The sequence below is a fragment of the Chitinophagaceae bacterium genome (assembly GCA_016717285.1).
Lineage (GTDB): Bacteria > Bacteroidota > Bacteroidia > Chitinophagales > UBA10324 > JACCZZ01.
In genome coordinates this window covers 557,590-569,747 of the sequence record JADKFU010000005.1, presented here as the reverse complement: position 1 = coordinate 569,747, position 12,158 = coordinate 557,590, and the positions used below count along the sequence as shown (strand labels likewise).

Sequence of the window (12,158 nt, the reverse complement as noted above, 5' to 3'; positions counted from 1 at the left end):
TTAACCAGTGAAGGCCAACCTGGTTTCACTGAATTTTCATGAACCTATTTTGAAATCAAATTCACAAACAGCCGGTAAGCTCCCGGCACTCCCGCAGGCAGTTCGCGAAAGAAAGAAAGTCCGGTGTACACATATCGACCCTTTCCATAATTGCAGACGATCAATGATCCGTCAAGTGGTTGTTCTCCTTTGTCATTCATCCCAAAAATCTTTTTGTAATTACTGTCAACATCAGTAAGAAAGTAAAGGCCTCGTTCCTGTATCCATCCGTCAAAATCGTTATCCGTTATTTTATTAGGAGTAAACAAAAGCTCTTCATCCGGTTCAAGAAAAGTAACCTTTGCATGTTCATCGGTTACACGATCACGTGAAATCTTAAATGGATACGGACCGATATTATTCATTACCAGGTCACTTCCACTGGTGTTGTATTGAACCAGCATCACACCACCGTTTTTTACATACGTCAGTAATTTTTCATTCAGAAACTTTAGTCGTTCATTGGTATTATAAGCCCTTATGCCTACAATAATAGCATCATAAGCCGCAAGATTGCCATTTGCAATTTCTTCATCGCTGAGCATGGCAACTGAATAACCTACCTGTTTCAGCATTTCAGGAATAACATCGCCTGCACCTTTTACGTAACCGATATTTTTTCCCTTAGTTATCAGTGGAACGCTTACGAGCTTTGCCTGCGACAACGGATAAATAGTGATAGCAGGAATATGATCGTAACTGATCGCAAACAGTCCGCGATCGTAGGTGTTGCCATTCAATGTTACTACCGCTTTCATCGTGTCCACTGCTGCAACCAATGTATGTGTTGCCGGAATCACTGAAAAACTGACAGTCGTTTCATCGCCTTTCGCTTTTAATTCAAATGTATTCCCGACAGGTATAACTACCCAACCCTGCGGAACATTTAATGAAACAGACCCTTTTGCATTATCAATACCACTCTTAAGATCCACTTTCACCACTCTTGACTGCACGCTGTTGAAGATGTACGTTGAAGCTTCAATAGTTGCAGTAATGGGAGGGGAAACTTCTAACGGGCGATACACTTCGCCTCTCACCGGATCAACGGACTTATAAACGAGCGGACGTTTGTATGTGATTGCTCTTCCTGAAATCTCAAAGTTGAATGTTGCATTGATGACCGGTTCATTTTCCGGCCTGCCTATGTTTGATTGCTTTGGAATTTTAAACATACCTGGTCCGTGTGGCTGTTGTAACCAATAGGGTTGCGTGACAGCAGTTGCAGCATCCAGCAATTGCTTTCGCTGAAGCGTGAGCATTTCATTATTAGCGAGGGTTTTATTCATCGTTGTATCAAATTGTTGCAAGGTTACCGATTTCAATACCACCGGCACTACTCCCCTATTGATGGCTTGTAGCTTCCATTCAAAAGTATTACCGGCAGCAAGCGTTGTTTGTGTTGCATATGCTTCAAACCACAATCCTGAACAAAGGCAGATCAATTGCTCCACTTCTTTTTTCTTTTGTGATTTCCAGTATCCTTCAGGCAATTTTTCCACAGCATCATACACTTCCAATAATCCAGCAACAGATGCGGAAGGATTTTCCGGTTTAAAATCAGCTATCAATTTGCTCACCAGCGATTGAATTACTGCACCACCTGCAACTCTGTTCCATCCCGGATTCACATCATCAAACAAATCGGTTTTAGGTGCAGCACCTTCCATTGTTTTAAAATATTCCAATTGAGTTCCCCTGTTTTTTCCGGAACCAAATCCCTGGCTTTTATGCATGGTGCGGCTTTCCGCGGCGATTTCTAAATAACCTTTTCCAAGCAACTGATTGTAAACACCCACATCAACTTTAAGCTGATCATCAGCAGTTGTATTGTTGCCACCGAAGTTGAAAGTGTTCCACATCAATTTTTGCCTGCCATACAGCAACCGTTTTCAGTTGTTCAGGATAACGATTAGGATCGGCCGCAGCTACAAAAGCTTCCTCTGCTAAAATCGCGGAAGCGGTATGTTGTCCGTGACCACCTTCGCCTGTAGTTGGAAACCTGCAGATGATTACGTCGGGTTGAAAAGAACGAATCACATACACCGCATCAGCGAGTATGGAATCTTTATTCCAGAAAGTAAATGTTTCTTCCGGATTTTTGGTGTACCCAAAATCATTCGCGCGTGTAAAAAACTGTTCGCCGCCGTCAATCTTTCTTGCTGCTAATAATTCCTGTGTACGAATCAAACCAAGCAATTCACCTAATTCATTTCCGATCAGGTTTTGACCACCATCGCCACGTGTAAGTGAAAGATATCCGGTTCGGTACAACTTCTCTTTTGACAGGTAAGCAATCAAGCGTGTGTTTTCATCGTCGGGATGCGCAGCGAGATACAACACACTTCCCAGCACATTCAATTTATTGAGTTGAAGTTTTATCTCCGCGGCATTGGCGGCAGGAGCTGTCTGGGCATTTGCTGTTTTAATGAAAAAAGTCAGCAATAAAACACATCCTGCAAACAGCATCGAACGTTTGGTCATGTCTGTAAAATTTGGGGAGTTCAAAAATAGAAATATTAGCAACTGAAACAGGGGAATAACGGTTCATCTTGCATCAGTATCGTCATAAAATGCATAAAAAAAGCAGGACAATGTGCCCTGCTTCTTTCAATATCAGAATAGAAATTATTTGCTCACGATCAGTTTAGAAACAACCGGTGAACCATTGCCTGCTTTTAACGAAACCATGTAAGCACCTGCATTTACATTGCTAAGATCAATGTTGCGCACATAAGATCCACCGGCATCATTGGCTTTGTAAAGATTGGTAACCAATCTGCCTGAGATGTCATAGAGATCAATGGTAACATCAGATGCCGTACGTAAACCGTACAGAATTTGCGTTGAATTGTTTGCAGGATTCGGATAAATGGTGGTAAGATCAAGGTTATCGAAATTATCAGCCACACCTGTTAATTCAGTATTGATTGTCACCTTAAACCAGTCAATCCAGTTTTGAGCAGCAAAGTATCCGATTGTATTGCCTTGAGCATCCACATATACAATATTAACACATTTGGTAACCGAAGGAATGAAAGGGGGATATCTCATATAAGAAGTCGCATAAGAACTTGGAGAGACAGAACCACCCTGGCCATCATCCAGGCAACCACCCACTACTGCAAAAGTGTCTTCCTTGGTAGCGTTATGATAAATGAAATTGAACGCTGCTTTCTGCCCTGGATCAAGTGTGTATCCAGGACCAAATCCTAGCACAAAAGCATCGCCTCCTAACCAATCATTGCTTCCTGAAAGCCCGAAATCAACAGAATCCTTATTTGACCACAAGATGCTGGAAGCACTCTGTGAAGGTGAACCATTGCTAAGTGTCTTTACGATCTGTGCTTCAATTTTATCGAATGTTCCGGAATTATTTTCATGAGCAGCGATCATATAAATACTGTCGATCGTAACCTGAACATTGCTGGGAAAGGAATCATTCAAACCAAAAACACTCCAGTCAGCCAATGAATTGGCGGGATCCGCAGCATCTGTATATCCAACGAGGTTGTTCAATACCACCGCGGAATAATTAAGAGCCGTATCAACACCTGTGTAATCTGAACTGAATTGAAACAGATAAGCAACATCATCATAGTTAACGTAACTGTAATCCACATACATTTCATAAATGTCACGTGTGTTACTTCCCAACGCAGGGCAACGAGTTGATTTCAGATGTTGAATTTCAGCGCCTGATATTTGACCGGGCTTTAAATTCTTAAACGGCACCTGTGCAGAAGCACTCAATGCGGTAAACATAATAATAAAGGCTAAGTAGTAATTTTTCATTTTAAGGAGGTTTTAGGTTCGCAATTTATGGATTTTGAATCAAAGAAAAAAAAATTGTCCGGTTATTGAAAACAATAACACTTTAATGACAAAAATAAAAACGCTCAAGCATTAGTACATTGGTCAATCTACTACCAAGGGAAAAACGTGCTGTTCCAGTACATCAGAAACCTTCACAAAGTAGATTCCTCCAGGTAACTGCTGCAGATCTATGGTTTCTATATGCTGGCCGGCTTTAAGCGAGCCTCGTTCTTTTTTTTGAATGATTTCTCCGCGATCATTCATCAGACAAATGGTCACCGTTCCGCTTTGGTTGATGCTATAAATAAGACTGGTTTGTTTCAATGCAGGATTGGGATACAATTTTCCTTGCATTGCTGTTATTGAAGGGTTTTGAAAGCCAACATTAAAAGGAAGATCCATGACAGGAAAAATAGCCAGATCGATATCAGCTAACCACGAATTTATTAAAGTATGCCAGCTATTGTTAGACCATTGTTCCCAGGACCAACCTTCATAGGAACGGCAGCCTGCCATTGTTGAAACGATGGCAATGGTATCACCGGTTACAATGGGGAGTAATACACTCACAAAAAAAGAATCGTCAACAAGAACAGGCACGGAAAATGAAAAAGTGTTGACCGAATCTGTTACCTCAATATCATTAATCGGGATCGGAATGGAGGTCGCTAATAAAGTGCCTGGTCGAAATCCATTAGTATCCACCGCATAAATATTAGCATAAACTCCACTGGAACCCGCCATTGAAGTTTTTAATCCAATCAGTACCTGTACACTTTGCACATAAGCAGGTGCAGTATAGCCCATCTGATGAAGACTGTAGAATTGCGCTTTCTGAAGATCGCCATATTTATTATTGCCGGTTACGTATCCTGAATCAGGAGCTGGATAGATGCCTGTTTCGCAGCCTAACCCGCCGGCATCCTGAGAAATAAAACTGGTGGCCTTTAGCGTATCAATATAATCGCGGGTATCTCCGGGATTGCTTAATTGAATGTTTATGGGTTCAAAAACACCTACCGGTCTTTGTGCCAGCGTGTAAAAATGAACCATCAGTAAAAATGCTATCAGTGGAATACGCTGCATAAAAAATGTTTGCGCAAAAGTAATTGAATTCGAAAGACGGATCAATTTGCCACGGATTTGTGGGCCTGTTTTATTTAGGTTTGCAGAAACCATTTATTACAGTCATCAGTTTTTTCTTCCGGTTTCAAAACAAATCAATCAGCAGGAATCCGATTTCAAAAATATGAACGCATTATTTCTAATGAAAGAATATCTGCATTACCTGCTGAAAGCAAGAGGAGTCGGGAATATGCATTCGCCGTTTGTATATGATTTCATGGTACGGGTGTTGAATGACAAACGTCATTTCTATGCTTATGATGAAATTGAAACTTTACGCAACCGGTTGCTCTTACAAAAGGAGGAAATTGACATTACCGATTATGGAACCGGCGCCACTGCAACAACTACTTCACAACGCACGATCAGTTACCTTTTAAAAACTTCAGCTAAGCCACCTCGCCAGGCACAGCTACTTTTTCGGATAGCCGTATTTTATCAATGCCGGCAAATATTGGAGTTGGGAACTTCGCTTGGGTTTTCTGCCATGTATCTGGCGGCTTCAGGTGCAAATACAAAAGTGATCACCCTGGAAGGTGCTCCGGCATTGGCTGAAAGGGCCAGAAAAAATTTCGAAGCACCCGGAATGAAAAACATTGAAGTGATGGCAGGACCATTTGAGAAAACATTGCCGCTTGCGCTTCAACAAACCCAAAAAGTTGATTTAATTTTTTTTGATGGTAATCACCGAAAGGAACCGACATTGAATTATTTCAGGCAGGCACTTGATTATACAAATGATGATTCCATTTTTATTTTCGACGACATTCACTGGTCACCTGAAATGAAAGCTGCCTGGATTTCCATCAAAGCACATCCGCAGGTAACTCTTACCATTGACCTTTTCTTTTTTGGAATTGTTTTCTTCAGAAAACAATTGTCGAAGCAGAATTTTGTGCTCAGATTTTAGTATCCAATAGTATATCATTATTTGCCCGGCGAATTTTCCACAACCAGCATCTAAACCATATCTGGGACAACCTTTGCGGATAATGTCGCCCTTACAGGGCTTCGTTTAAATTTATTCTTTTGGGGCTACCATAATTTCGCCCCTACGGGGCTTTAAAAATTCAAATCCTCCACAGAGGTGAAATCATTGCAGCAATATTTCTTGCAGGAATCAAATCAACTCTGTAAAAGTGAAATTGAAATAGCGATAGTTTCTGCAAACACCAAAGTCTTTAATGGGCGGAATTATTTTTTTAGGCAACAATTTTTTGTCGGACAACAATGAAATTATATACTGAGAACCCAAACTAATTTCAGCTTCGCTGCAACAATTAAACAATCAAACAATTAAACCATTTAGCCCTTTATCAAAAATCGCAAACGCAATTTACAGTTCCCACCATTCAATCCTTCATAAACAACTTTCTCAGTTCAGCGGCATCTTCCACTTTCATTTTTCCACCAAGTATTAATCGCACCTGCCTGCGGCTGATGGCACCTTCATACAGACGTATTTCTGCTTCTGTTTCCGGATGAATTTCAGCTACAGGAATCGGCTGACCGGCTTCATTCAGAGCAACAAAAGTGTAATAGGCTTCATTGCATTTGATCCTGGTATTCTTCGGAATATTCTCTGCCCACACTTCAATAAATACTTCCATAGAGGTTCTAAAAGTACGGGTGACTTTAGCGATGATGGTAACAAAGCTTCCCAGCTCGATTCTGTTCTTGAAAGAAACACCATCCACCGAAACGGTTACTACAATGGCGCGGCTGTGTTTGGTTGCACTAATGGCTGAACATTCATCCATCCAGTACATTAATTTTCCTCCATGTAAGTTGCCCAATGGATTGGTATCATTCGGTTGCACCACCTGCGTCATGATGGTTTCTGTTTGGAAGGGACGCTTTAGTTCGCTCATAAGAACCGGAATTTGTTGAATGCTGTTTAATAAATTGAAAGCTATACCACCGCGCTGTTGATAGAAATCTGCTTGCTGATTCGGCGAACCATTCCACTAATTACGTGAGGGGGGCCACAGTCAACAAAATCATTGGCGCCATCCATCATCATGTTTTGAATGGTTGTAGTCCACCGAAGAGATTTTATCTGCTGAAGAGTAAGATATTCCCTGATTTCATCGGTGTTGATGGTTGCTGTTCCCGTAACATTCGGATAAATTGGACACTTCGGTTCATTGAATTTAATCGTTGCTAATTTCTTTTCGAGGTAATCTACAACAGGCTGCATCAGTGGTGAATGAACTGCTCCTCCCACCTGCAACGGTACAAAACGTCTTGCACCTTCTTTGGTGAGTGCTTTGCAGGCTGCCGCAACTCCTTCCGTTGTGCCTGCTATCACCAGTTGTCCGGGACAGTTATAATTGGCAGGCACCACCATCTCCTCTATAGAATCACAAACCCTTTCAACAATTGCATCATCCAGTCCCAACACGGCTACCATGGCTGCAGGCACTTTATTAAATGCTTTCTCCATTTCCACCGACCGTTCATTCATCAGCATCAATCCGTCTTCAAAGGAGAGACAACCGTTGGCCACTAATGCTGTAGTTTCTCCCAGGCTGTGACCGGCTACCATGGAAGGTCGAAAATCATTGCCTTCTTTCAAGGCACTGATTAACGATACAAGATAAATGGCATTCTGCACCACTTGTGTTTCAAATAATTTTTCTTCAGGGCCATTAAACATGATGTCAGTAATCCGGTAACCGAGCAAGTCATTCGCCGCTTCAAAATAATCCCGCGCAAGCGGAGAACTTTCATAGAGCGATTTCCCCATTCCTACGTATTGAAATCCCTGACCCGGGAATAAATATGCTCTGTTCATCTCTTACTTTTACTTTGCTTTTTTCTTGTTTTCTTATTTGAAGAAGAATAAAAAAATACGGTTTTGTCAGATTGCAGCTGTTATCGCATCTTTGTTAATTTTCTTTACCAAACCCTGCAAAACATTACCAGGTCCGCATTCAATAAAAGCTGTTGCGCCATCGGCAATCATGGCTTGAACAGACTGTGACCAACGTACCGGTGCCGTTAACTGCGCAATCAGGTTCTTCCTGATTTCATCCGCATCCATCACGGCATTTGCGGTTACATTCTGGTACACCGGGCAAACAGGTGTTGAGAAGCTGGTATTTAACAGTGCAGCTTCCAGTTCCTGGCGCGCGGGTTCCATTAATGGCGAGTGAAAAGCACCGCCGACAGATAATACCAAGGCCCGTTTTGCTCCTGCCGCTTTCATTTTTTCGCAGGCAATATTTATTCCTTCAATAGAACCACTGATCACCAGTTGGCCGGGACAATTGTAATTGGCCGGCACCACCACTTCTTCAATAGAGGCACATATTTCTTCTACCACATTATCAGCCAAACCTAAAATCGCGGCCATGGTAGAGGGTTGAAGTTCACAAGCCTTTTGCATAGCTAAGGCTCTTTTAAATACCAGTTGCAATCCATCTTCAAATGACAATGCCTTATTCGCTACCAAAGCAGAAAATTCACCTAAGGAATGTCCAGCCACCATTTCCGGCATAAAACTATCACCGGCCACCATCGACTTGATAACAGAATGAATAAAGATAGCAGGTTGTGTAACCTTGGTTTGCCTTAAATCATCATCAGTGCCGTTAAACATTATATCTGTGATCCGGTAGGCCAGTATTTCGTTGGCTTTTTCAAAATATTCCTTCGCAATTGTATTGGATTCATACAAATCTCTACCCATGCCTGCAAACTGCGAACCCTGACCTGGAAAAATGTATGCTTTCATACTGGAAGATTTGATGCTGGCTGATAAATCGGGCGCAAATATAATAAGAAAAGGGAGGGAAAAGGCTGGATTTCCAGTAGCACCTCAGTAAGATAAATTCTAAAAAAATTACGACGGAAGGAAGGAAATGAACGGAGAATAATAAATCAGTTTACCTGATATTACTGCATCAGATCAGCAGAGATCAGTCTGAGAATTTTGAACGTGTTCGCTCGTGGAAATTGCCACGGGGGTACAGCACTTCACGGAGAATAATAAGTCGATTATTTTTTCAGTGTCCGCCTTGAAATAATTGCAAAAGAAGCTGACTACATCTTCGAGACATATTTTACAACACTGAATGCTGACTATTAATGCATCAGATCAGCGGAGATCAGCCTGATAAATTCTGAACGGGTTCTTTCCTGCGCAAACTCACCGGTAAAGGCCGAGGTGGTGGCTACTGAATTTTGCTTTTGAACACCACGCATCATCATACAAAGGTGCTTTGCTTCTATCACTACCGCCACACCAATTGGATTGAGGGTGTTTTGAATACAATTAAGGATTTCATGGGTAAGGCGTTCCTGCACCTGCAAGCGCCGGGAGAATGCGTCCACAATGCGACCCAGCTTGCTAAGACCTACGATGTAACCATTCGGTATATAAGCAATGTGAGCCCTGCCAAAGAAAGGAAGTAAATGGTGCTCACACATCGAATACATCTCAATGTCTTTTACAATCACCATCTCGCTGTATTGTTCTTTAAACATCGCCGATTTCAAAATAGCTTCCGGGTCCAGTTGGTATCCATGTGTCAGGAACTGCATGGCTTTAGCGGCTCGCATAGGGGTTTTTTCAAGACCTTCACGAGTTGCATTTTCACCTAGTGTAGTGATGATATCGCGATAGTACTCAGTCAGCGAATGAGTGGTATCCTCTTTGTAAATTTCCAATTTTGAATAACGTTTTTGTAAATCGGTCTTGCTCTTTTTCTTTGACTGAGCTTTAACAATTTGCGTCATGAATAAAGGTAGGTTGAATTGTTGAAAATCAATCATTCAATAACCATCAACATCTTCAAAAGTTCAATCTCCGTAGTATTCAGCAAAAATATTTTCTGTTTCATACAACCGCACACAATGAAGTTTACACCCGGAAATATGTGGTTCCAGCTCCATCCAGATTGCCCTTGCAAGATTTTCGGTACTCGGAATGATGCCTTTCAAAAAGCCAATTTCCAGGCTCAGGTTCTTATGGTCGAGCTTATCCACCACGGTTTCCCTGATAGTTGCACTCAGTTCTTTCGCATTAATAATCAGACCGGTTTCAGGATCAGGTTCTCCTTTCACGGTAACGAATAAGTCGTAATTGTGCCCATGAAAATATTTGTTGGAGCACTTACCGAATACCGCTTCATTTCTTTCATCGCTCCAGTTTGGATTAAATAGCCGATGGGCTGCGTTAAAATGTTCTTTCCTGGTAAGGTACAACATGGTGATTTATCATTTTCTGCAAAGATAGTTGTGTAACAGACGTTTTTATACATCAAAACAGGACATCGGCAGACCATAATATATTTATTAAATATATTCTCTATGCTAAATAATTAAATGCGCGGCTTCTTTGGCCGCCGTATTTCAGGTGCTCCTCAATTAAGAAAACGTGATTGAGTACATAGCATCCCATTCTTCATGGGAAGTACAAACTGTGCGTTTAATTCTACTTTTAACACATGAAGATCCTGATAGTAGCTGCTACAAGAATAGAAGTGGAACCACTCGAACAATGCCTCCTTCAATGGGATGAACAAGGCTTGCTGAAACAACATGCCATTGAGTTGATGATCACGGGTGCAGGAAGCGTATTCACAGCTTTTAAGCTTGGTAAAATGCTACCATTGGATAACTGGGATCTCGCTATTAATCTTGGCATCTGCGGAAGCTTCAACAGAAATTTTCCCATTGGTACAGTTGTAAATATTACTACCGACACTTTTGGAGACTTCGGTGCAACGGATGACCATACATATTTAAATGCGTTTGAGATTGGATTGGCGGATGGAAATGCATTTCCATTCTCAAATGGATTGATTTCGAATACTATCGATCCAAAATACAAGGTGATTCAATCACTTCCAACAGCGCGTGGAATTACCATGAATACCGTATCCGGAAATGAAAACAGCATCAGGCGACTCATCGAAAAATTTCCCGCTGATGTTGAAAGCATGGAAGGCGCTTCTTTCCTGTATTGTTGTTTGAAAGAAAGTATTCCTTGTGTTCAGTTGAGAGCTGTTTCAAATTATGTTCAGAAGCGCGACAAGTCTAGCTGGAATATTCCACTTGCCATCAAAAATCTCAATCATACTGCCACCAGTTTAATAATGGAAATGATTGACATTGATAATTCTCAATTCCTAATTCTTAATTCTTAATTCCGCATCAGGTAATAAAAATAAACCATCATCAGAATTCCCATCAGCATCACTATTTTAATCACGCTGCTCACCAGTGAAAATTGCTTTTGCGCATCCGCTTTGTAAAGCAGATATATTGCTATTCCCAAGGGAATCTCCAGCATCGTAAAAAGATTTAGAACAGAAATATAATCACCTCCGTTTGCCTGCCTTACCTGGAGATATATGAGAAATGCTACCATAAGTGCGCTGATGGCATACACCAACCATTTAGTCTTCTGAACACCAACGACTACCGGTAGTGTTTTGCAACCATAGAGTTCATCTCCTTTCACATCTTCCATATCTTTAACGAGTTCTCTTACAAGGGAGATTAGGAAGGCGAACAGGAAATAAAAAAACACAAGGATAAATATGGTGTACGCGGCTGCATTTACAGCAATTGTATCTGGCTTAAATAAGTGTTGTTCATACAAGGCTACAATCAAAATTACAAGTGCAGTTAGAAAGGAGATTATAATATTGCCAATCAGCAATTGTCTTTTATAACCTGTAGAATAAAACCATAACAATCCGGATACGATCGGGTGAATAAAACCTAAGCGTATATTTCCGGCTTTCCACGCAACATAAAAACCAAGCAACACCCCTGCACCAGTCAGGGCCTGGTGCAACAACATTGCAGAGCGTCTTTTGATTGTCCGGTCGATAAAAATGCGTCGCGGCTTGTTGATGGCATCTATCTTCACATCAAAATAATCGTTGATAACGTATCCACCTGCTGCAATTAAAACAGTGGATAACACCAGTAAACTAAAATTAAACACATCAAGCGTAGGTACTACGCCGGCTTGTCCAAGAATGGGCTTGATAATAGTATATTGAACCAGGCATTGCGTGAGCGCAATGTAGAGCAGGTTAACGTACCGGATGAGTCTCAGGAAAGAGATGATTCCTTTCATTCAGAAAATAGATTGCGGCAAATGTATTGAAGTCCGGTAGGATTTGATGACGAAAAATGAATACTAATTAAAAGTACAC

The 12,158-nt window shown here is 41.3% G+C and carries 10 protein-coding genes and 1 pseudogene; 2 read left to right on the top strand and 9 right to left on the bottom strand.

The annotated features are described in order from the left end of the window. Window positions 1-44: 44 nt before the first annotated feature. The 3 genes and pseudogenes from IPO83_12240 to IPO83_12230 all read right to left on the bottom strand — a co-directional run bounded on the left by IPO83_12240 (window position 45) and on the right by IPO83_12230 (window position 4,941). Window positions 45-2,508, bottom strand: a pseudogene (locus tag IPO83_12240) (PIG-L family deacetylase). Window positions 2,509-2,667: 159 nt separating this feature from the next. Continuing rightward, the gene (locus IPO83_12235) at window positions 2,668-3,834 is read right to left on the bottom strand and encodes a T9SS type A sorting domain-containing protein (protein MBK9732033.1); all 1,167 of its coding nucleotides are present in this window, start codon (window positions 3,832-3,834) and stop codon (window positions 2,668-2,670) included. Window positions 3,835-3,957: 123 nt separating this feature from the next. Next, the gene (locus IPO83_12230) at window positions 3,958-4,941 is read right to left on the bottom strand and encodes a T9SS type A sorting domain-containing protein (GenBank protein ID MBK9732032.1); all 984 of its coding nucleotides are present in this window, start codon (window positions 4,939-4,941) and stop codon (window positions 3,958-3,960) included. A gap of 163 nt (window positions 4,942-5,104) precedes the next feature. Between IPO83_12230 and IPO83_12225 the strand changes: the two genes are divergently transcribed. Next, window positions 5,105-5,890, top strand: a complete 786-nt coding sequence (locus IPO83_12225) for a class I SAM-dependent methyltransferase (protein MBK9732031.1) — start codon at window positions 5,105-5,107, stop codon at window positions 5,888-5,890. Window positions 5,891-6,332: 442 nt separating this feature from the next. Here the strand turns inward: IPO83_12225 and IPO83_12220 are convergent, their stop codons facing one another. The 5 genes from IPO83_12220 to IPO83_12200 all read right to left on the bottom strand — a co-directional run bounded on the left by IPO83_12220 (window position 6,333) and on the right by IPO83_12200 (window position 10,194). Continuing rightward, window positions 6,333-6,851 (bottom strand): acyl-CoA thioesterase, encoded by a 519-nt coding sequence (locus tag IPO83_12220; protein MBK9732030.1) that lies wholly within the window; start codon window positions 6,849-6,851, stop codon window positions 6,333-6,335. A 41-nt stretch (window positions 6,852-6,892) separates the two neighbouring features. Next, entirely contained in the window at window positions 6,893-7,777 is an 885-nt protein-coding gene (gene fabD, locus IPO83_12215) for an ACP S-malonyltransferase (protein MBK9732029.1), read from the bottom strand. A gap of 66 nt (window positions 7,778-7,843) precedes the next feature. Further along, entirely contained in the window at window positions 7,844-8,719 is an 876-nt protein-coding gene (gene fabD, locus IPO83_12210; GenBank protein ID MBK9732028.1) for an ACP S-malonyltransferase, read from the bottom strand. A 350-nt stretch (window positions 8,720-9,069) separates the two neighbouring features. Then, window positions 9,070-9,723, bottom strand: a complete 654-nt coding sequence (gene folE / locus IPO83_12205; GenBank protein ID MBK9732027.1) for a GTP cyclohydrolase I FolE — start codon at window positions 9,721-9,723, stop codon at window positions 9,070-9,072. A 63-nt stretch (window positions 9,724-9,786) separates the two neighbouring features. Beyond that, complete coding sequence (locus tag IPO83_12200; protein MBK9732026.1) at window positions 9,787-10,194, bottom strand: 6-carboxytetrahydropterin synthase; 408 nt, start codon at window positions 10,192-10,194, stop codon at window positions 9,787-9,789. A gap of 239 nt (window positions 10,195-10,433) precedes the next feature. Here IPO83_12200 and mqnB point away from each other — a divergent pair, with 239 nt between their 5' ends. Then, window positions 10,434-11,135 (top strand): futalosine hydrolase, encoded by a 702-nt coding sequence (gene mqnB / locus IPO83_12195; protein MBK9732025.1) that lies wholly within the window; start codon window positions 10,434-10,436, stop codon window positions 11,133-11,135. On the opposite strand, the gene IPO83_12190 is transcribed toward mqnB, so the two are convergent. After that, window positions 11,132-12,079: a geranylgeranylglycerol-phosphate geranylgeranyltransferase gene (locus IPO83_12190; GenBank protein MBK9732024.1), complete on the bottom strand. Its 948-nt coding sequence runs from the start codon at window positions 12,077-12,079 to the stop codon at window positions 11,132-11,134. The two genes, mqnB and IPO83_12190, sit on opposite strands and share 4 nt — an antisense overlap. Window positions 12,080-12,158: the final 79 nt, after the last annotated feature.

Bases quoted from the DNA above. Each gene is read 5' to 3' on its own strand.
- fabD (MBK9732029.1), bottom strand. From the start codon at position 7,777: ATGAACAGAGCATATTTATTCCCGGGTCAGGGATTTCAATACGTAGGA.
- folE (MBK9732027.1), bottom strand. From the start codon at position 9,723: ATGACGCAAATTGTTAAAGCTCAGTCAAAGAAAAAGAGCAAGACCGAT.
- fabD (MBK9732028.1), bottom strand. From the start codon at position 8,719: ATGAAAGCATACATTTTTCCAGGTCAGGGTTCGCAGTTTGCAGGCATG.
- IPO83_12235 (MBK9732033.1), bottom strand. From the start codon at position 3,834: ATGAAAAATTACTACTTAGCCTTTATTATTATGTTTACCGCATTGAGT.
- IPO83_12190 (MBK9732024.1), bottom strand. From the start codon at position 12,079: ATGAAAGGAATCATCTCTTTCCTGAGACTCATCCGGTACGTTAACCTG.
- IPO83_12230 (MBK9732032.1), bottom strand. From the start codon at position 4,941: ATGCAGCGTATTCCACTGATAGCATTTTTACTGATGGTTCATTTTTAC.
- mqnB (MBK9732025.1), top strand. From the start codon at position 10,434: ATGAAGATCCTGATAGTAGCTGCTACAAGAATAGAAGTGGAACCACTC.
- IPO83_12225 (MBK9732031.1), top strand. From the start codon at position 5,105: ATGAACGCATTATTTCTAATGAAAGAATATCTGCATTACCTGCTGAAA.
- IPO83_12200 (MBK9732026.1), bottom strand. From the start codon at position 10,194: ATGTTGTACCTTACCAGGAAAGAACATTTTAACGCAGCCCATCGGCTA.
- IPO83_12220 (MBK9732030.1), bottom strand. From the start codon at position 6,851: ATGAGCGAACTAAAGCGTCCCTTCCAAACAGAAACCATCATGACGCAG.